The 20,738-nt window shown below is 52.5% G+C and carries 18 protein-coding genes; 7 read left to right on the top strand and 11 right to left on the bottom strand.

The features are described 5' to 3' along the window. Window positions 1-9: 9 nt before the first annotated feature. Complete coding sequence (locus R8377_RS03440; protein WP_317643579.1) at window positions 10-1,635, bottom strand: bifunctional shikimate kinase/3-dehydroquinate synthase; 1,626 nt, start codon at window positions 1,633-1,635, stop codon at window positions 10-12. Continuing rightward, on the bottom strand, window positions 1,632-2,834 hold the full coding sequence (aroC, locus tag R8377_RS03435; protein WP_317643578.1) for a chorismate synthase: 1,203 nt from the start codon (window positions 2,832-2,834) through the stop codon (window positions 1,632-1,634). The genes R8377_RS03440 and aroC overlap by 4 nt, the downstream gene beginning before the upstream one ends. Before the next feature lie 47 nt (window positions 2,835-2,881). Between aroC and R8377_RS03430 the strand changes: the two genes are divergently transcribed. Then, complete coding sequence (locus tag R8377_RS03430) at window positions 2,882-3,373, top strand: prepilin peptidase (RefSeq protein WP_317643577.1); 492 nt, start codon at window positions 2,882-2,884, stop codon at window positions 3,371-3,373. A gap of 15 nt (window positions 3,374-3,388) precedes the next feature. On the opposite strand, the gene mltG is transcribed toward R8377_RS03430, so the two are convergent. From mltG to R8377_RS03400, 6 genes are all read right to left on the bottom strand, one after another. After that, window positions 3,389-4,591 (bottom strand): endolytic transglycosylase MltG, encoded by a 1,203-nt coding sequence (gene mltG / locus R8377_RS03425; RefSeq protein WP_317643576.1) that lies wholly within the window; start codon window positions 4,589-4,591, stop codon window positions 3,389-3,391. Then, window positions 4,584-5,060, bottom strand: coding sequence for a Holliday junction resolvase RuvX (gene ruvX / locus R8377_RS03420; RefSeq protein WP_317643683.1), 477 nt, complete (start codon window positions 5,058-5,060; stop codon window positions 4,584-4,586). Before ruvX ends, mltG begins: the two co-directional genes overlap by 8 nt. A 19-nt stretch (window positions 5,061-5,079) precedes the next feature. Further along, on the bottom strand, window positions 5,080-7,758 hold the full coding sequence (gene alaS / locus R8377_RS03415; RefSeq protein ID WP_317643575.1) for an alanine--tRNA ligase: 2,679 nt from the start codon (window positions 7,756-7,758) through the stop codon (window positions 5,080-5,082). 113 nt (window positions 7,759-7,871) lie between these two features. After that, window positions 7,872-8,111: a hypothetical protein gene (locus R8377_RS03410; protein WP_317643574.1), complete on the bottom strand. Its 240-nt coding sequence runs from the start codon at window positions 8,109-8,111 to the stop codon at window positions 7,872-7,874. Next, entirely contained in the window at window positions 8,111-8,542 is a 432-nt protein-coding gene (locus tag R8377_RS03405; RefSeq protein WP_317643573.1) for a DUF948 domain-containing protein, read from the bottom strand. Before R8377_RS03405 ends, R8377_RS03410 begins: the two co-directional genes overlap by 1 nt. Before the next feature lie 80 nt (window positions 8,543-8,622). Continuing rightward, entirely contained in the window at window positions 8,623-9,294 is a 672-nt protein-coding gene (locus R8377_RS03400) for a histidine phosphatase family protein (RefSeq protein WP_317643572.1), read from the bottom strand. A gap of 247 nt (window positions 9,295-9,541) precedes the next feature. Here R8377_RS03400 and R8377_RS03395 point away from each other — a divergent pair, with 247 nt between their 5' ends. After that, window positions 9,542-9,907 carry a phage holin family protein gene (locus tag R8377_RS03395; protein ID WP_317643570.1) on the top strand — a complete coding sequence of 122 codons (366 nt, stop codon included), beginning with the start codon at window positions 9,542-9,544 and terminating at the stop codon, window positions 9,905-9,907. Between the two features lie 181 nt (window positions 9,908-10,088). Here the strand turns inward: R8377_RS03395 and rpsD are convergent, their stop codons facing one another. Then, window positions 10,089-10,715, bottom strand: a complete 627-nt coding sequence (rpsD, locus tag R8377_RS03390; RefSeq protein WP_317643569.1) for a 30S ribosomal protein S4 — start codon at window positions 10,713-10,715, stop codon at window positions 10,089-10,091. 360 nt (window positions 10,716-11,075) lie between these two features. On the opposite strand from rpsD, the gene R8377_RS03385 reads away from it, so the two are divergent. The 4 genes from R8377_RS03385 to R8377_RS03370 all read left to right on the top strand — a co-directional run bounded on the left by R8377_RS03385 (window position 11,076) and on the right by R8377_RS03370 (window position 16,706). Beyond that, complete coding sequence (locus R8377_RS03385) at window positions 11,076-11,873, top strand: TetR/AcrR family transcriptional regulator (RefSeq protein WP_317643568.1); 798 nt, start codon at window positions 11,076-11,078, stop codon at window positions 11,871-11,873. A gap of 134 nt (window positions 11,874-12,007) precedes the next feature. Next, a complete protein-coding gene (locus tag R8377_RS03380; protein WP_317643567.1) occupies window positions 12,008-13,303 on the top strand; it encodes an MFS transporter in 1,296 nt (431 codons plus the stop codon). Between the two features lie 569 nt (window positions 13,304-13,872). Next, on the top strand, window positions 13,873-15,180 hold the full coding sequence (locus R8377_RS03375; RefSeq protein WP_317643682.1) for a nucleobase:cation symporter-2 family protein: 1,308 nt from the start codon (window positions 13,873-13,875) through the stop codon (window positions 15,178-15,180). A 137-nt stretch (window positions 15,181-15,317) separates the two neighbouring features. Continuing rightward, on the top strand, window positions 15,318-16,706 hold the full coding sequence (locus tag R8377_RS03370; protein ID WP_317643566.1) for a CAP domain-containing protein: 1,389 nt from the start codon (window positions 15,318-15,320) through the stop codon (window positions 16,704-16,706). 101 nt (window positions 16,707-16,807) lie between these two features. Here R8377_RS03370 and R8377_RS03365 read toward each other — a convergent pair whose 3' ends face one another. Further along, window positions 16,808-19,453: a UvrD-helicase domain-containing protein gene (locus R8377_RS03365; protein WP_317643565.1), complete on the bottom strand. Its 2,646-nt coding sequence runs from the start codon at window positions 19,451-19,453 to the stop codon at window positions 16,808-16,810. Window positions 19,454-19,617: 164 nt separating this feature from the next. After that, complete coding sequence (locus R8377_RS03360) at window positions 19,618-19,845, bottom strand: hypothetical protein (protein ID WP_317643564.1); 228 nt, start codon at window positions 19,843-19,845, stop codon at window positions 19,618-19,620. Window positions 19,846-20,107: 262 nt separating this feature from the next. Between R8377_RS03360 and R8377_RS03355 the strand changes: the two genes are divergently transcribed. Further along, window positions 20,108-20,695 carry a xanthine phosphoribosyltransferase gene (locus R8377_RS03355; RefSeq protein WP_317643563.1) on the top strand — a complete coding sequence of 196 codons (588 nt, stop codon included), beginning with the start codon at window positions 20,108-20,110 and terminating at the stop codon, window positions 20,693-20,695. Window positions 20,696-20,738 lie beyond the last annotated feature (43 nt).

Here is a 20,738-nt window from a genome sequence, read left to right as displayed (position 1 = left end):
GCTAGAGCCTTAGCTACGGATACGCTCGAACGCTTCACGGACAGCGTCTAATGGCGGATTATTCAAGTGCACCGGATGGCCGATGTCGTCTAGAATAATGAATCTGAGCTGGTTACCTCGCGCCTTTTTGTCTTTATGCATCAGGTCGAGCACCTGCTGCCAAGAGCCACCCGACCAAGAGGTTCTCAAGCCCAAGGAAGTCAAGAGCTCACGATGGTAATCCACTAAATCTTGATTGATATGACCTACAATAGAAGACAGCTCGGCAGCAAAGACCATACCAACAGATACCGCCTGACCGTGCCGCCAGGTAAAGTGCTCAATCTGTTCGATAGCATGGCCTAATGTGTGCCCATAGTTGAGAAACTCGCGCGGACCTGACTCTTTCAAATCAACCGACACATAACGCGATTTCACACTGATAGACCGCTCAATCAGCTCTGCTGCTACTTCTTCAATCCACTGCTCAGGTTCCGAACCATCGAAGGAGCGCAACTCCTGCGCGTGGTCTTCCAAAATCTGCAAAATGTGCGGATCAGTAATGAAACCACACTTGGCAACTTCTCCCAGACCTTCGACAAAAATGTCAGTTGGTAAAGTGTTTAGAACGCGCAAATCTGCCAAAACACCGAGAGGCGTATAGAATGAACCGACTAAATTCTTGCCCTGAGGAATATTGATACCAGTTTTGCCGCCAGCGGATGCATCGACCATAGCGAGCAAGGAAGTCGGGCAGTTCACATAGCGAATACCCCGCATCCAAGTCGCTGCCACGAAGCCAGCCAAATCGGTGACCGCTCCCCCACCAAGACCCACAACAGCATCGGAACGGGTAAAACCATCCTCCGCCAGTCGAGTCCACACACCATTGGCTACGTCCACTTTTTTACCGGCTTCAGCATCCGGTATAGCAATATCACTCACCTGATAACCAGACTGACGCAAGAGTGCTCGCACATGGTCGGCATGGCGTTGCACCGGCCTCGTGTGTATCAAAGCCACACGAGATGTATCCTCACCAAGCAAGATGCGCAGCTTTGAACTCACCCCCGGGCCAATACGCACATCATAGGGTTCAGTACCACTGACATGCACCACACGCTCGTAAAGAGCATCGGTCAAACGCTGAGCCATCACTTTAGGCGTAGTACCATGCGAGGGAATAGAAACCGTAGCCAAGCCTTGATAGACCGGTTGACGCTCTCGGTAGAGTTCCATCCAACGATTTTTAGCATCGTTCGCCAAAAGTGGGCGCTTAGAGCCGTGGGCAGCTCGAGTGCTAGCTTCTTCAGGGTCAGCATCCAAAAAAACTACGGTACCGCCCAAACGGCGATATTCCATCAAGGCATCGTAAATATCGGGGGTCATGGGTGAACCCCCACCTAAAGCAAAAATACCACCCTCGAACTGGTGGATCTCATCACAGACTACGTCACGCTCAATTTGGCGGAAAACCCGCTCACCCCGTGTCTCAATGAGCTCAGATATGGTTTGCCCAACTTGCACTTCAACAAGCTGGTCAGCATCTTTGAAAGGTAAGTGCAAGAGGGAAGCAGCCATCTTACCCACCCGGGTTTTCCCAGCACCGGGCATGCCGATTACAACAGCACGCGGCATTGCTTGAGAATGACTCATCGCAGTCCCTCCGGCCAGGAAGCTAAATAAGCCTGAGCGTTGCGCCGAACTTCTTGTACAGAATCGCCGCCAAACTTTTCAAGAGCAAACTGGGCCAATACCAAATTCATCATGGCTTCACCAATGACCGCAGCAGCCGGCACCGCAGTAGTGTCAGAACGCTGATTAATAGCGGTAGCAGCCTCCCCCGTCTTCACGTCGACGGTGCGCAAAGCCTTGGGAATTGACGAGATAGGCTTCATGGCCGCCCTGACTCGAATGACCTGCCCATCTGACATACCGCCCTCAATACCGCCAGCACGATTGCTCTCGCGGGTCAAACGACCGTCTACGCCTTTGACGATTTCGTCTTGTGCCTGAGAACCGGGTCGTTCCGCTTCAGCAAAGCCCTCACCGATTTCCACACCTTTAATGGCTTGAATGCCAATAAAAGCTGAAGCCAAAGCTGCGTCCAAACGACGGTCTGCTTCGACGTGTGTACCCAAACCTGCTGGAACGCCATAAGCCACCACCTCAAAAACACCACCCAGCGTGTCAGCATCGGCCTTAGCTTGGTCTATACGGGCTATCATCTGATCTTGTGCCGAAGGGTCGAGTGTGCGCACCGGCGATGCATCTAAGGCTTCGCGGTCCTCCGGCCGAGGAAGTTCATAACTGGTGTCATCTCGGTCGATACCCGCTCCACCAATAGAAAGCACGTGGGAAGCGGTACGAATACCAAGCGTCTGCTCTAAGAAATGAGCAGCTACGGTACCTAAAGCCACACGGGAAGCCGTTTCACGAGCGCTCGAACGTTCCAAAACCGGACGCGCGTCATCGAAAGCATATTTGCGCATGCCACTCAAATCAGCATGCCCCGGCCTAGGCCTACTCAGTGGAGCATTGCGCCCCTGCGCTGATAGCTCCATACCTTGTGGCAGAGGGTCTGCACTCATGACCTGCTCCCATTTGGGCCATTCGGTATTTTCTATTTCAATAGCTACCGGGGAACCCAAGGTTAGCCCGTGACGAACCCCAGCTAGCAGATGTACCCGGTCTTCTTCAAAATTCATACGAGCGCCACGACCGTAGCCTAAGCGGCGCCGAGCCAAAGCGTCAGCAATATCGTGACTGCAAATGCTGATTCCAGCAGGCAGCCCCTCAATCATGGCTACTAGGGCCTCGCCGTGGGACTCTCCAGCCGTCTGCCAACGCAACATGAGCTCTCCTTTGGTATTTACCAGCTTCTTGATGTATATCTTAGAAGGTGGTCTACCTTGTTCCTTTGCCCGGCCTGGCGGTCGTGGCCTTGCTCGCCTATTCCGACGTGCGTACCAGACGCATTCCGCGCGCCTGGACCCTGCTCGGTGTCATCGTGCAGTTACTAACCATACTGGCATACTGTGCGGTCAGACAGCAAGATCTATGGTCCATCGTGCTTGCGGTCAGTATTGGATCAGTGTGTGCAATCATTCAAGCAGCCCTCGCTCTCATACGACCCGGTGCTCTTGGTCTTGGAGATGTGGGCGCAACCGCTTTAGCCAGCCTGAGCATAGGAATACTGGGCTGGCCTGCGGCCATTCTTTTCTGGCTCTTCATGGGTCTATTGGGGATAGTTGCAATGGTATTTTATTACCATTGGCCTCTATCTACACAACTTACGAAGCAGTCAATTAAGCGCAAACCCCTGCCGTTTGTTACCGTGATTGTAACGGCAGGGTTAGCGACCACCCTAGCAAGTTTCCTTCTCAGCATGTAAGTACTTGCTGCTGTATCAGCCAGCGTTGTGCTGGGATTCCCAAGCCTTGTACTCCTGTACATAGCTATTGAATTCCTGCGAGCTAGAGGTAAACTTTGTCTCTCCCGTATCCATATTGACGGTTACGAAGTAAAGCCAATTACCTGCTTCAGGTTTGAGTGCAGCTTGGAGAGCACGGTCGCCGGCATTCCCTATCGGAGTTGGAGGCAACCCCTTATGCACCCGCGTATTGTAGGGGTCACTGGAATCATTGAGCATGTCGTTGGTTAATTTGAGAGCTGACACATTATTGCTGTAGGCCACAGTGCTGTCCATGCCCAAAGTCATACCCTGCTGGACTCGGTTGTCAATCACACGGACTACTTTGCCGTAATAATCGGACTTGTTGACTTCCGCCTCAGCTATAGAGGCGATGTTCAGCAAATCTTCACGCTGAGCTCCCTGAGGTAATCCCAGAGCGTCGAGTTTGGCGATACGCTTGTCCACAATCGTCCGCAACACTTGTTGAGCCGATTTCATTTCTTTAACATTGTAAGTTCCGGGTTCCAGCCAACCTTCAAAGCTGCCTGCTGCTTCGGGAGGTAGAATACCGTTGCCCTTTGCATTGACTATCGCGTCGAAGTCTGCTTGTTGTAGACCCGAAATTCGAGCGGCCCGAGCAATCACATCACGAGCGCGGTCGCCTGCTCTCACTTCCAAGAAGCCACCCGCTTGCTTGGGATCAGTCAAAATCGTTACAACGTCCGAAGATTTCATCTGAGACTTAAGCTGGAACACTCCAGGTTGAATTCTACCGGTGGCTCCCTCGTTGCTCAAGGCCTGCAAGAATGCTTCAGAAGACTTTACGACTCCGGCTTTGACCAGATTGCGCGCGATAAGGTCTGCACCTTGTCCGGTCTCGATGGAGAATTCAACCGAACCGCTACCTGGACCAGGCCAATCGGCAGCAATGGTTTTTGTAGGTTCAAAGCGATTGGAAGCGTTACGAATAAAGTTCACCCCTATTACAGCGCATACCACCACTGAAACGCAAGCTATGACAGCTATAACGAGACCGATTATTCTCCGTCGTTTGGCACGCTCGCGAGCCTCTGCAAGAGCTTGTCTCTTCTGCCGTCTTGAAAGAGGCGGAGGCGGAGGGGCTGTTGCAGGAATCAAATCATCGGCGCTGGCCCAGTGCTCATCGCTGGCAAAGAAATCATGCATATCGTCAGGCAATATTGCTCCTTCGTGTCTGCGCGAATTCGTCCAGAGCCGCCTGTAATAATACTACAGCGGATTGCTGATCTACCTTGGGCCGGTGCTGCCTATTGCCCAAACCTGCTTCTATCAACTGTCGGTGCGCGCTCACCGTCGTCAGCCGTTCGTCTTTAAGTTCCACTTCTGGTACCTCAACTAGCATGAGCTGCCCTTTACTTGCCAACTCCTTCAGCTGTCTGGTCAATGATTTGGACCAGCGTTTCGCTTTCTTAGCACTGTGTCCTTCTTCGCCGCTAAGTAGCAAAGGATAGCCCACAACAATACGGGTCACGCTTTCCTGCTCACAACATTCAATAACTTGGTTGAACGCTTGGAAATAATCTCCGCTAACTTCAATATTTCCAGCAGGGTGGGCCAGCGTCAGCTCCGGATCGGACAGGGCAAGACCAACCCGGGCCTCGCCCAAATCCACTCCCATCCATCGTATCTGGCTCATAAACAGCCTTTCAGACCTGCTGGGCCTGATTACTCAAGGCTTTCAGGGCTCCATCAATGAGCGAAGCATCTTGACCACCGCCTTGGGCGAAGTCAGGCTTGCCGCCGCCACCACCACCCAGCATCTGAGAAGCGCCACGGACCAAGTCGCCAGCTTTCAATCCCATCTTGCGAGCAGATTCGTTGGTAGCAACGAGCACGATCGGCTTCTCTTCCTCATTCACACCAGCCAGTGCGACTACGGTTGGAGCCTGATCGCCTAGCTGAGCGCGTACCTGAGTTACAGTCTTGCGCAAGGCTTCAATGGAGCCGAAATGACCGACATTACGAGCTGCAATCTTGACTGTTGCAGGAGACTCCTGAGCCTGCTGAACAAGTGCCGGTACTGTTTGAGCTAGCTGATCCTCATACATCTGATTCAGACGGCGGTCAGACTCTTTGAGCTTAGCCAGCAAGTTAGAGACACGCTCCGCCAAATCGTCTGGGCGGGCACCGAGCTTGTCGGAAAGCTGAGAAACGAGAGCGTGTTCACGAGCATTATATTCGTAAGCTCCCTGGCCAACTACAGCATCGACCCTTCGTACGCCGGTGCCTACTGAGGCTTCCGACATAATCGAGACAGTGCCAATCTTGCCTACATGGTCTACGTGGGTGCCGCCGCACAGCTCTCGGCTCCAACCATCCGCACCAATCGAAACCACTCGGACAATGTCTCCGTACTTCTCGCCGAAGATGTGCATAGCGCCAAGTGCGATAGCATCGTCAAACTTCATCTCTTGCGTGGTAACGGCAAGATTGTCGCGCAAACGATCGTTGACACGCGCTTCTACCGATTCCATAGCATCCCGGCTGGGGGCCGAAGACCACTGGAAGTCAAAGCGAAGACGGTTGGGCGCATCCTCAGAACCTCGCTGGGTAGCCTGCGGCCCTAACTCTTCCTGTAGAGCCTTGTGCACCATGTGCGTAGCGGTGTGGGAGCGAGCAATGGCTCCACGGCGCTCAGGATCGATAGTTGCCGTCACCTGTGCATCTAATGTTAATGTACCTTCAGTTAAGCGGCACTGGTGGGCGATTAAGCCCTTCACCGGCTTCTGCACATCGTCGACCTCAAGCACAGCACCATCATCGCTAAGAATCTCGCCCTGATCGGCCAACTGGCCGCCTGCTTGCGCATAGAAAGGTGTGCGATCAAGAATCACTTCTACAGTCGCTGGAGCGCTTACGGCAGGCACAGCGCCCTTACCTTCTTGCACAATTCCAAGCACACGGGCACGGCTAGAGAAGTCCGTGTAACCCAAGAATTCGATGGGCTGGCTCAGCTCTTTCTTCAAATCGTCGTAAACGCTCAAGTCCACATTGTGGCGCTTCTTGAGTGCATCGGCCCGAGCCCTCGACTTCTGCTCGTTCATGAGCTCGCGGAACTTGCCTTCGTCTACCTTCACTCCCTGTTCCTGAGCCATTTCTAGCGTGAGCTCAATGGGGAAACCGTAGGTGTCGTGAAGGGTAAAAGCATCCTGGCCGGAAACGACCGGCTCCTTGCCCTGCTTGGCTTTATTGACGGCCACGTCCAAAATGGTGGTGCCGTTCTCAAGCGTATGGCGGAAGGCATCTTCCTCACCGTAAGCAGCTTCGGAAACTTCTGGGAAGGTCTGGTTCAGCTCAGGATAGGAAGCAACCATAGCTTCCTTCGAGACGGGGAAGAGAGAAGGCAAGACTGGATCAGTGACACCCAGCATGCGCATGGAACGCACGGTACGGCGCAGTAGGCGACGCAGTACATAGCCACGGCCCACGTTTGAGGGGCGCACTCCATCGCTCATAATCATCAGAGCCGAGCGCACATGGTCAGCCACCACGCGCATGCGCACGTCTGCCTCTTCGTTGTCGCCATACTGCTGTCCACTGAGACGCTGAGCTGCCTCAATTACCGGGAAGACTTCATCTGTCTCGTAGATGTTCTGCTTGCCCTGCAACAGATAGGCCAAGCGCTCCAAGCCAGCACCAGTATCGATGTTTTTGTTCTGGAGTTCGCCAACGATATGCAAGTCAGTCTTTGACTTTACGTTGTCGACTTGGAAGTTTTCAAACACCAAGTCCCAGATTTCGATATAACGATTCTCGTCTGCTGAAGGACCGCCCTCTTTGCCGTAAGCTGGGCCACGGTCCACGTAGATTTCAGAACAGGGGCCGCCGGGGCCGGGGCCGCCAGTGGTCCAGAAATTGTCTTCCATACCCAAAATCTCCATATGGGCAGGGTCGAAACCTTCATTTTTCCAAATGGAACGTGCTTCTTCATCATCTGTATACGTGGTGACCCACAGGCTCTCTGGGTCGAAACCATAGCCCCCTTGGTCTTGCGAACTGGTCAGCAGTTGCCAAGCGTAGTGGATGGCCTCTTCCTTGAAGTAATCACCAAAGGAAAAGTTACCGAGCATTTGGAAGAAAGTACCGTGGCGCGTTGTCTTACCAACTTCGTCAATATCAAGTGTACGCACGCACTTCTGGTTGGAAGCCATCCTGCGCGAAGGTGGAGTCTGCTCCCCCATCAGGTAAGGGATAAAAGGCACCATACCAGCGATAGTGAAAAGAATCGTGGGATCCGAAGAGATCAGAGATGCTGAGGGCTGAACCATGTGACCCTGCTGCTCAAAGTAGGTGAGGAAGCGATTCGCAATTTCTGATGTGCGCATAGTGTCTGTCTTACTCCTTACAGGGGGTGCCCCTGCTGTTCAAAAGTTACGTCCCGGCGAAGAGCGCTCAGCTCTTAAATCACGGGCAGGTCATCAGCTCTGAGTCAGTCCAGCTAGTCGTTGAAACGATCTGCATAGTGCCGGTTCAGTTCCTCTTCGCGGCTATTCATTACCGTCTGGAATTGGGTAATCAAACCTGCTAGGGTGCGCTGTGCTACGTTGTCCTCATCTGGCCCCAGCACGAATTCACGAGCGCGCTGTGGCGTGTTGGCTCGCACATAGGATTGGGCTTTTGAAGCTGCGATGACACCGAGAGCTGCGCCGGTACCAATCCAAAATATTCGCTTAAACATTAGGACACCCTACTTCCCTGAGTCCCACTCGCTGGCGTGGCTGTTGCCTGCCCGGACTCTTGTGTACTCTCATCTTTACCGCCCGAGAAGAAGGAGCGAACGGTGGTACGCAAGGCATAGATTGCAGCGGCTGCCTTAATGAGAGGTTTACCCAACATGGAACCGTACAAGTCGGTCAAGGCGCCTACGTTGCCGGCAGTGGTGGAGGCGGCGGCAGAAATACGGTTGACATCAGCCAGTGACTGGTTGACCTGACGCACTGTGGTGGCCGATTCATCTATGGCAGGCATGGCATGAATACCGGTTTGGCGCACAGTATCGGCGATTTGGTCAAATAACTTACCCAGCCGAATCAGCGGATAAATAAGGAAACCCGCGAGAATTGCAAACGCGATGGCAGCTATCAGGCCCGCAATCTGACCAATGTCCATCTTTCTAACCTCTTTCCCAGGTGACACGTATACCCGCTAAGGCTACCATGCGGCCGGTATACCAAGCCGCTAGTGTTCACTTACTGGTTATATGACTGAATCTCAACTGCTTGTTCAAAGGGCAAGCTGGGGTCGAAGTCAAAGATGGTGACTGACCCGTTGGCAGGCCTTTCGCTCAAATCGTAGTCTTGGTCAGCAAAGCGATACATGAAATTCAAGAGGGAATTCCCATGCCATACCAGCAATACTTGAGAGCCATCTTCCACTTGCGAGTTGCTCGCGATTAAACGGAAGCCTGTTTCGACACGTTGCCAGTATTCTTGGTCAGATTCCGCATCGTGGAAAGGGTCGGCCTCTTTGAGAAAATCACGAGTTGCAGCAAGTCCGTATTGGGCAACAATCTCGGAATAAGACTTTGCTCCGTGCGGTGCACCCGCTGCCCACCAAGCGGCGCCCATGTCTTGGCCTTCAAAGTAACCGTAAAACTGCTCTCGGAAGTTCATAGCCGTTTCCAGCTTCGGGATAGGCTCTGAGAACTTATTGAGTTCGAGAATACGCTGAGCAGTAACTTGGGCGCGGTTGGTATCTGAACTATAGGCCGCTTGGAACTTAACTGATTCCAGCTTGTGCGCAGCCAGGTCTGCGTCGCGAAGCCCCTGCTCGGTCAGCGGAGAGTCCGACCAGCCTTGCAGCCTGTTATAACGGTTAAAATAAGTCTGCCCGTGTCGGACAGCATACACACGAAATACCATCCCTCCATTATGGCATCACTACTCCCCCAAGCTCCACACTAAGAACCCATCTCACCCCCAGCAACCCCACCAAACTGTCTTTTCGTATTTTGGGCACTTTCGCACGCTTTAATTCACAACGAGGACCACTTTGTGTGAGAAAGTGCCCAAAATTCAAATCGAGTACATTTGTGGGGGGGGGGGATTGGAGGCTTAGCGGAGAGAAAGATTTTCAGTACGATTTGCGGATTGATTGCATAATGAGAGTATGAACAGTTTCTTATCTCGTTGGTTGGTAATGACAATCTCGGTAGGTGTGATGGTGCTCCTACTTCCCGGCATGACTGCCGTAGGTAAACCACCTATTTTCGGCATTGCGGCTTTTGCCCTCTTTATGGCTCTCATCAACGCTTCGATTAAACCTCTGATTCGCCTTTTGACGATGCCCTTGACCATTGTGACATTTGGCATCTTCTCACTCCTGCTGAACTGGTTCTTTATGTCGCTTTCTTCTTGGCTTGCCATTGGCTTGTTTGGCGTTGGCGTTCATATTCGCGGGTTCTTGTGGTCAATTCTGGGAAGCATCATCATCTCCATTGTGAACTCAATCGTTACCGCAGCAATGGATCGCTGACATCACTCCTGATTCATATATAAGCCCGCAGTGCGATTGTGCGGGCAGTGATTGGGCCAAACTCTAATGATCACACTAGAAGCTTGCCCATCCAAACCCAGATATAACAAAACAACGCTCTTGCGCAATATTTCGCGCAAGAGCGTTGTGAAGTTTGTATCGGCTTTTCAGCCGTTACGCATCAGCGGGCGTAGAACTCGACCACGTACTGAATGTTGACCTGAACCGGGATCTCGGAAACCTCAGGAACACGGGTAACCGTGGCCTTGAGGGAAGCCAAGTCGACATCCAAGTAACCGGGAACTGCGGGAAGAACGTCGCGGTGAACGCCTTCGGCTGCAATCTGGAAAGGAACCGTGGTCTGGCTCTTGGGCTTGACCTGAATGGTCTGGCCAGGCTTGACGCGGTAAGAAGGACGATCGACGATGTTGCCGTCTACCATGATGTGACGGTGAACCACGTACTGACGAGCCTGAGCAGTGGTGCGGGCAATGCCGGCACGCAAAACCAAAGCATCCAGACGGGACTCGAGGTCACGCATCATGGCATCGCCGGTCTGACCCGACTCTTTGGTGCCGCGCTCATAAGCTGCGCGCAGCTGCTTCTCGGAAACACCATACTGTGCCCGTAAACGCTGCTTTTCGCGCAGACGGATGGCGTAATCGGACTCGGTACGACGACGAGTGCGGCCGTGCTCACCAGGAGCATAAGGACGCTTCTCGAACAGGCGCTGAGCCTTAGGGGTCAGTGCGATGCCCAGGGCGCGCGACAGGCGAACCTGACGGCGGGAGCGCTGAACGTTAGTCATTGCTAATCCTTTACTATTCTGTCGTTATCTGAAACGCAGACGGTTTTCACCGCCGAGTCAGGCCTCTCCAACGCTTGGCCGTGCTTTCACACGAACGACCCTAAGGCCGCCGACCCGTTGATGGGCTGAGACTCCAGATAGGCAACTGCGAATATGCAGATACCAAGGAGCTATTTAACTACAAGCCTTAGACCATTCGTCGTCTTCACTTAAAAACACGATTGGATACGAAGATCCGCATCTGAGATTCAGATTACATACCAACAGTTTGCATTCCCCCTGCAATCGGCAGTAGTATACATACCAACAGTAGGTATAACCTCCTAAACTAGCTGTTATAACAAAGAAAAGAGAAGCGCTATGGCTCGCAATGCACACCCAGAAGAGACAGTGCAAACAATACTCGACGTGGCCACCGAGCTTTTTCTTAGCAAGGGCTACGACAACACCAGCATGCAAGACATCATCAACAACCTGGGCGGTTTGAGCAAGGGAGCTATCTACCACCACTTTGCTTCAAAGGAAGATTTGTTCGAAGCCGTAGTCAACCGCCTGTTTGCCAAGGTCAGCCCTCATCGGCAGAGCAAGTGGCAAGCACAATTCCAAGAATTGGTTGCTGGCCACACTTCCAGACAGCGCAACGCTGACGAACCAAGCGAACAAGCAAGCGAAGAAATCGAAGCAAGAAACGAAAGTGACAATGGCTTGGAGCGCATGCAAGACATACACAGCACCCAAGTCGTTGCACCAGAACTCGAAGCTATCGCTCCCCTGATTGCATCCTTCGACCCCAGACTCAACCCCAAACTCATTGGCATGCAATTTACCGGTCTACTGGATGCTGCGCCCAAGGTCATAGCCCCAATTCTTGAGCGCGGCAACGAAGACGGCTCACTCCAGGTACAACACCCCCAGCAAGTAGCCGAAGTGCAAATGCTGCTGTCCAACATGTGGCTATACCCCCTCTTCCAGCCTGGCAACAGCGAAGAATTACACGCACGAGCGGATGTCTACTTCACCATTTTGCGGGCTCTCGGCGTACCAATCGAAGATCGAGGCTTGAGTGATTTGTTGGCCTCCTATGGCAGCACGAATCAATCAGAAGAAGCCCAGCCAAAGCAGACACGCCCCAGTACAACCCACCGCAACAACCAATAAAGCCCTCTCCTCTATAGTAAGGAAAACTTCAGCCACTTATCCCCTGCCATATTGGACGAGATAAGCATAAGCAGCTTTACATACCAACCGTCGGTATATATATCAAATATGTAAACACAAACGAGCACACGCACATGAAAGGTCATACAGCGATGACTTCAACACCCTCACAGCACCCGGCCGCCTCTATCTTTACCCCAGCTTTCGTATCACTGCTGCTCACAGAGATTCTCTCTTCCCTCGGTCAGGTAACGCTCACCTTTGCGCTCCCCCTCCACTTGCTCAATGCAACCGGTTCAGCATCGCTCTATGGAATAGTTGCCGCTCTCGCTCTCATTCCGTCGGTTATTCTCACACCAGTAGGCGGCGCAATTGCCGATCGCTTCGACAAGCGCAAGGCTATGGCCGCACTCGATGCCGCGAGCGCATGTGCGGCACTCTCTTACGCGCTCTTCTATTCAGCTAGCAGTATGACGCTCATAACGATAGTGACCATGATGCTGGCCTACGGTTTTCATGCTTTATATAGCCCTATCGTTCAAGCTACCGTGCCTTGCTTGGTCGACCCAAAGCGCACCAGCGGCGAAGGACTCAAGCGAGCAACGGCCCTCATCACTCAAGTAAACTCTTTGACCAACATGATCGGTCCGGTATTTGCTGGCATGCTCCTGGGCTTTGCGGGCTTGAAGGCGGTGGTATTGCTCTCCTGCGGCGCTTGTTTGATTTCGTCGCTGTGGATTTTCTGTTTCATCCATATTCCGCAGCTTTCAACGCATTCGCCAATGTCGAACCCATTCACCAGTTTCGCGGCCGATTTCGCCCAAGCTGGCAAGTTCCTGCTGTCTCAACGCTTGCTATTGGCCGCAAATATTGTTATCGCAGTTGCCAACCTCGTTTTCTGCGCCCTACTGAACGTATCGTTGCCTTATATAGTGACTCATCTGCTAGGACTGAGCAATCAAATGCAAGGCTTGACCGAAGGCGCTATCTCCACTGGCGGTTTGGCAGGTGCACTTCTCTTAAGTCTTAAGCCTAAATGGTTCACCTTATCTCACATTCCGCATTTGCTAGGCTTGAGCAGCTTGTGCCTTCTGCCAACAGCCCTTGCCTTATTCATGCATGCCCCGACCATAACTACTTACGCGGTACTTACCCTTGCTACTGCCGGCGCGATGGCTTGCGTACAGTGCATTTCCGTCACCATATTGGCTTATGAGCAAGGCTCGACCCCGCCTCAGCTAGTAGGGAAAGTCATAGGCGCTACAATGGCACTGGCTATGGCCGCTATGCCCTTGGGCCAGGCTGTATATGGGATGCTCATTGACCACTTACCCATGCCAGCAATTATGCTCGCCGCAGCAATTCTTATGGCTCTCACTACTTTGTATGCCCGACCTTTCATAGACACGCAAGACTGTCCAAAGTCCTAGGGCAATGACTACCGCCAGTAGTAACCTGTCTGTTAGGTAGCTGGACTACGGACACTCGTTCGAAAGCCAACACCACTTGAGTATCTCCATCAGATTCTATTCATCCTAATGCTTGGAGTGTTGAAAGACTCATGCACACTGGCCCTCGCGTAGTGATTCGCTGCTACGGCTTCAATATTTGCCACGCAGACGCGCATACGCCAATCCAGCGGGAGCAGTGTGCCCACAATCGTTCAATGAATTCCGAGACTCCCCGCCCGTTCATATCAAGAAGGCCATGCAGCGTAAGTATGCATGGCCTTCTCTTGTTCCTTAGTACCGATTTCCCGTCCAGAGGAGGCCCTGTGTACGCCACCTAGCTGCGCCAAAATTCCTAGCGGACCAATCCCTCAAATCATCACACCAGCGCACAGTACATAGAGAGTTCAGAGCATAAGAAGGCAAGCGTGAGTACTACACCACAGCAGGAAGTCAATCAGCATAAAAACCAGCAATCTGCAGATCAAGCAGCTTCATCTGCCCAGTCCGATTCTTCATCCACGAATAATCAAGCCACGGGTGCCGCGTCGATGAGCGCTCTACGCTCCATGGACGGCAAAATCTCGTTTTGGAAGGGCTTACCCTTTGGGCTCCAGCATGTGATGGCTATGTTTGTAGCCAATCTCGCCCCAATTTTCTTAGTAGCAGCGGCAGCTCACATGAGCCCAGAAGAGTCTGCCTTGGTAATCCAGAACGGCCTGCTCGTAGCCGGCTTGGGCACCTGTCTCCAGCTCTACCCCCTGTGGCGCGTAGGTGGCAAGCTCCCCATGGTCACAGGTATCTCTTTTACGTACGTGGCTGCCGCTGTGGCGATCGTGTCTCATCAAGGCTATGGAGTCGTCGTTGGAGCCGTTATCGCCGGTGGTTTTGTTGAGCTTATTTTGGGATTAACCGCAAACTGGTGGCGCCGTTTTGTGCCTCCTATCGTCTCGGCCATTGTCGTGACCTCTATCGGTTTCTCTCTGCTCTCTGTTGGCGCCCAATCATTTGGCGGTGGCGCTGGCGCTCAAGACTTTGGTTCTTGGCAAAATCTCACCCTCGCCTGCGTCTCACTCGTAGCATGCTTGGCCTTCCAACTGCTTACTCGCGGCACTGCCAAGCAGCTTTCAGTATTGTTTGGCCTCGTTGTTGGCTACCTGCTTGCCTTGGCTATGCACATGGTCGATTTTTCCAGCTTCCACAATCTACAAATCGTCTCGCTACCCCACGCTATGCCCTTCAAACCTGAGTTCGACGCTGGTGCCATCATTTCCTTCGCCCTGCTCTATGTAGTGTCCTCTGTCGAAGTAATTGGAGACACCACAGCACTGTGCCGCGTGGGCTTAGACCGCACGCCCACAGATCGCGAAATGAGCGGTGCTATTGCTGGAGACGGCGCAATCTCCATCATCTCGGGTCTGTTCGGATGCTTGCCATTGACTTCGTTTGCACAAAATATTGGCTTGGTAGCCATGACGAAGGTGGTCAATCGCAAGGTCATCTTTTCCGGCGGTCTCCTGCTCGTATTAGCCTCGTTCGTGCCTGGTATTGCCGCCATCTTTAATTCACTGCCCCAAGCGGTACTAGGCGGCTGCACCATCATGATGTTCGGCAATATCATCCTCTCTGGTTTCCAGATGATTGCGGAAGCAGGCTTCTCCCAGCGCAACATCACCATCGCAGCGCTCTCTCTCACCGTCGGCATTGGTTTCACTCAAGTACACGACATTTTTGCCAATTTCCCAGCCCTCTTCCAGTCCATCTTCGCAAGCAATTGCATAGCTATGTCCTTCGTGGTTGCCGTCATTGCTAACCTAGTGCTTCCGAGCGAAGAACATTTCCTAGCTTCCCAGTCGTAGCCGATATGTGACACACAACACTTTTCGATCCACAATATCAACGTTTGGCACGCCTCTCAGCTATACTTATCTATAGCTAGCTGGGGAAGCTATATGCATCTCGTGTGCATAGGACAGCTTTGTCTGAAAGGAAAAGAATGAATTACAAGAGTCAGAGGTCTGCCGCAAAGCACGCAGACGGCAGGAATTGGTCTGTGCGCTTTATCAAGCTAGGGCTCACTAGCGCGGTAGCCGGTGCTACTCTCATTGGTTGCGTCTCCCCCGCATTGGCCGCAGACGCTACTCCCAGCAGTGATCTGCAAGCACAGGTTGACACTGCCAGCAAGGTACTGGAAGCTGCCAAGGCTACCCTCAAGCAAAAGCAAGATGCCAGCACTAAGACTGCTGAGTATCAAGCTCAAGGAAGCGCAGGATATTTCAAATACGTAGGTGCAACCGGCGCATACTCCGTATTGACCGATAGCGCAGTCAATGGCAAGCTCGCAAGCTCCATCAAGCTCGGCCAAGCCGACGACGCAACTAGCATGGCTAACATGAAGGCCACACTCACCTACCTGCAAAAGTGCAATGAACTACGCAAGGCAGAAGGCAAGGGTGAGCTCAAGGTTTCCGACACCCTCATGGCCATGGCTCAGGCTGATACTGATTGGGCAGCCATCGGAACCAATTGGCCTAATGGCGAAGTTGATCACCCAAGGCAATTTGAGGTTGCAGAAAACCTGTCTTGGAGCTATCCCGATCCTTTCACCGGCTGGTATGACGAGGAGAAGGTTGACCTCCAAAATGGCGGCACTAACCATGGTCACTATGACAACATCGTCAATGGCAGCTATGACATCACCGGTTTCGCACAGCGCACCAACTCCCCCAACACCTACGGCGGCAATACTCACGGCCAGACCTTCTACTTCTCGTCTATGACCGAAGATGAACTGCCAACCGCAGCTGGCTTCAAACGTTCCAGCAACAAGACTCCTCAGGCCACGGTGAGCAACGCTCGCTTCATGCTTTCTACTAATGAGAATTCTTCTTCTGCACACACTTATTCTGCTATGGCAACTAAGGGTGTGTGGGCAGGCTCTCGTATCAAGCCTATCAGCGATTACTTCGCAGATGTTACGGCATACGAAACTTGGCTGACCAATCCTCAGGCCGACATTGCTACCGCTCAGCAGGCTGTCGATGCAGCTCAGAAGTCCTACAACGATCTCGCAGCTCAGGCCGGCATCATGCCTGGCACAGATGGCAAGGGTTCTGTAAACCCTGCCGATCCTAACGCAACGGCACCTGCTGAAGGCAACAGCTCTGCCGCAGCTCCTGTCGATCCTTCGACCGGTACCGGGCCTAGGGCTTCTGACCCTTCGACTCTTTCCAACAACACAGCTTCTCCTTCTGCCAGCACAGCTGATCCAGCTCGTAGACAGTTGGCTAAGACCGGAAGCAACGTCTTGGGTGTAGGAGCTTTGGCTTTGGGCTTGTTCTTAATCGCAGCCGGTGCTTTCACTCTGCGCCGTCAGGCACGTTAGGGCTTTTAGCCTCTTATAGCTAGAAAAGGGCCGGGGACTGTTCAACCAGTCCCCGGCCCTTTTCTTATATGCGCTTGCACCCTGTAAGTGCTACATAGTTTTTAGAGCTTTTCGATCGGAGCTACACGCAGCATGAGCCGTTTAACACCGTCTGAGCCAAAGTCCACAGTTAAGACAGAGTTATTGCCCTTGTCTTGCACGTCGATTACTGTGCCCAAACCATACTGATCGTGGGCGACCTTATCTCCATGATGGAAGTCTGCAATGTTAAGTTTGGATCCCGATGGCTGCGCAGCTACCACAGACCTTGTGGGTTGTGTACGCTTCGTCGTAACTCGGCCGCTCTTGCTTGATGACTTAGAGCCATAACTGCTGGAGTATCCACCTCGACTTGAAGACGAGCTGCCGTAGCGGCGCGAGCTTGACGATCCACCATAGGAAGAACCTGAAGCAGAACCTGAGCGTGAGCCGTACGACCCATAGGACGTCCCGTAAGATCGTGAGGAACTCGAAGAACTGGAACGCCCATAAGATTGAGAAGATCCGAAGGTAGATGAAGAACCGAATTCATCGTCTTCAAAGCTGCCGAATTCATCATCGCTTCCGCCTGAGCCCCAGCCGCTCTGCATGCGCTCAACGCTGGACTGGCGACGTTTCCAATCAATCAAATCCTCAGGAACGTCGTCTAAGAACTGGCTGGCTAGCATCTCATTAGCTTGGCCCCATTGAGCTCGCACAGTAGCACGAGTCAAATATAGGCGCTGCTTGGCACGAGTAATGCCCACATAGGCTAGACGACGCTCTTCTTCCAACTCACCCTCGTCTTCCAAGGATCGTGAATGAGGGAAGGTCCCCTGCTCCATACCCGTTAAGAAGACCACCGGATACTCCAAGCCCTTCGCGGTGTGAAGAGTCATCAAGGTAACCTTGCCGCTTTCTTCGTTAATGCCCGGCAGCTGGTCGGAATCGGCTACGAGGGCCGTAGTCTCCAAGAATCCAGCAAGAGTGGCATCAGGCGTTTTCTGCTCAAACTCAGCGGCTACCGACTGCAACTGAGAAAGATTCTCGACTCGGGATGCGTCTTGCGGGTCAGTGGACTTACGCAGTTCAGCCAGCATGCCAGAGGCATCGAGTACCTCAGCCACTATTTCGGATGGCTTATTGTCATGTTCAGACACGAAATTCGTCAGCTCATGCATGAGAGTACGGAAACTCTCCAGCTTCTTAGCCGTAAGTGTTGGAATACCATCAATCTGCTCGTAATGCTCAATCCCACTCCAGAAGCTAGCATTGTGAGCATCAGAGTACATGCTGATAAGCGCCTCAGCCCGAGCTCCTAAACCACGCTTGGGCACATTGAGAATACGGCGCAGGTTAACGTCATCATCGGGGTTGGCAATAGCATGCAAATACGCCAGAGCATCTTTGACTTCGCGACGCTCGTAGAATTTAGTGCCACCTACCAACTGGTAGGGCAAGCCAGCGTTAATGAGGGCTTCCTCTAAGGCTCGTGATTGCGCATTGGCACGATACATAATAGCCATATCCGAATAGAGGATGCTTTCTTCGGCCCGTAGACGAGCAATCTCGGTACCAATCCAAGCGGCTTCTTGCTGAGCATTATCGGCAGCATAACCCACAATGGGCTCACCCTTGCCTAGCGCTGTCCAGAGCTTTTTAGGGGTGCGCGAAGTGTTCTTCGAGATGACCGCGTTGGCTGCGTCCAAAATGGTTTGCGTAGAACGATAGTTCTGCTCGAGCATGATGGTTTTCGCGCCCGGAAAGTCCTTCTCGAAGTCGCGAATGTTGCTAATATCTGCACCGCGGAAGGCGTAGATTGACTGGTCGGAATCACCCACAACGGTAATCCAAGCCTGACCTTCCCTACCAGCTGCTACAGGCCTGTCTGCTTGAGCCTCCTCTTGGGCTTTAGCTCGCTCTTCGGCACTGTCAGCTCCGGCCAGCTCGCGCAAGAGCACGTATTGTGCGTGGTTGGTGTCCTGATACTCGTCGACCAGAATATAGCGGAACTTATGGTGGTAGTACTGGGCTACCAAGGGAGATTGCCGCAAAAGCTCTACGGTACGCACGATTAAGTCATCGAAATCTACCGCGTTCGCCTGTCCCAAGCGGTACTCATACTCAGCGTAAAAGACCGAATAGAGCTCTTCTTCATTGCCAAAGCGTGAGCTAATTTGCTGCCCTCTCTGCCCTGGCTTGTAATCGGGCGCAAAGGTCTTGAGTTGTTCCTGCCAACCTTGCAGGTTATTTTTGTAGTCCGAGATGTGCGAGAGGATGCTACGCGGAGTATAACGCTTCAAATCGACGTTAAGATCTTTGCCAATGAGTTTGATTAAACGCTCAGAATCGCCCGAGTCATAGATGGAGAACCCCGACTTGAGGCCGATTTCCTTGCCATCACGGCGTAGAATGCGCACACATGCCGAGTGGAAGGTTGAAACCCACATCCGCTCTGCAACGGGGCCGATGAGCTGCCCTAGACGCTCCCTCATTTCAGCAGCGGCCTTATTAGTAAAAGTAATGGCGAGCACCTGGCTGGGCCAAGCTCCAAACTGGCTCAGAATCCACGCTATACGGCGGGTAAGCACACGAGTCTTACCTGAACCTGCACCTGCGCCAATAAGGAGGGCAGGGCCTCGATATTGCACCGCCTGAGACTGCTGGGGATTGAGACCAGCCAGAAGGTCGTCCGCACTGCGTTGGATCATGTCTGCTTCTTCAAACACTTCGAGCCCCTCAATACGCGCTTAATGGTGTCAGCAAAGTGGTAGCTTGTAAAAGCTGCCGGGCTTTCATTTGTAGCACATACGAAGGTCATATTGCCACACCCTCGGCAAAGAAAAGCCCCGGAAGAGGATGAACCCTTCCGGGGCGAAACAATAAACAAGAACTACTTGTTCATTTGTTCCTTAGCTTTGTTCTTAGCGTCGGTCGCACTTTGCTCGACCTTGGCTTTGCCAACATTTGCATCTGCCTTAGCCTTGTCGGTCGCATCAGACATCTTGTCTTTGGCGTTCTCAGCAGCGTCAGACATTTTGTCCTTAACATTCTCGGCAGCGTCGGAAATCTTCTCCCCGGCCGACTTCATGGCATCCTTGGCGTTATCTAATACACTCATCTGGTCCTCCTTATAGTCGTTACATGTCGTTGGGCATGTGACCAATTGAGACACTTCTATAGTAACGCTCAAAACCCAAAAATGCGGGAGAAAAACTATTGTCTCCTACGCGCGTAATCGGGAATAATTCCATCCTTTCCAGGGTTTGCCGTTGAAGTCAAAGAGCAAGGCTATGCTTAAGCCCATCACGATTGGTAGTTAGCTCTTTGAGTGATCTATCAACTTAGTGCAGCTCCTATTGGTCACAATCAGAAGGACTTCCATGAAGGAATTAGAGGATCGCATCCGTCGAGACGGCACTGTTAAGCCCGGCAATGTGCTTAAGGTTGACGCCTTCTTGAACCACCAGTGCGACGTAGACCTCTTTGACCAGATGGGTACTGAATGGGCCCGTTTATTCGCTGATCGTCATATTGATAAGATTCTCACGATCGAAGCTTCTGGAATAGGTATTGCCTGCATGGCGGCGCGCCACTTCGGCAATGTGCCCGTCGTGTTCGCCAAGAAAACGCAGTCCATCAATCTAGACGGCGACCAGTATGTTGCTAGTATTTACTCTTTCACCAAGCAGCGTGAATACCCTGTTATCGTTGCTAAGCGATTCCTCCACGAGGGCGAGCATGTGCTACTGATTGACGACTTCTTGGCAAATGGTAACGCCTTGCATGGTCTTATCGACATCTGCCACCATGCCGGTGTCGTTATTGAAGGCATTGGTATCGCTATAGAAAAGGGGTTCCAAGAGGGCGGCAAGAAGCTACGCGAAGAAGGATATGATATTCAGTCTCTCGCCATCGTAGACAGCATGGATGCGGAAGCTGGAACTATCGAGTTCACCTCAGCTCAGTAAGTGCACTACCCTAGCTGTTATATAAAGAGGCTGTTTGGTACCG

This window comes from Bombiscardovia apis (assembly GCF_033095945.1).
GTDB classification, from domain to species: domain Bacteria; phylum Actinomycetota; class Actinomycetes; order Actinomycetales; family Bifidobacteriaceae; genus Bombiscardovia; species Bombiscardovia apis.
The sequence above is the reverse complement of the archived record's forward strand: the minus strand, read 5'-3'. Positions and strand labels throughout refer to the sequence as shown.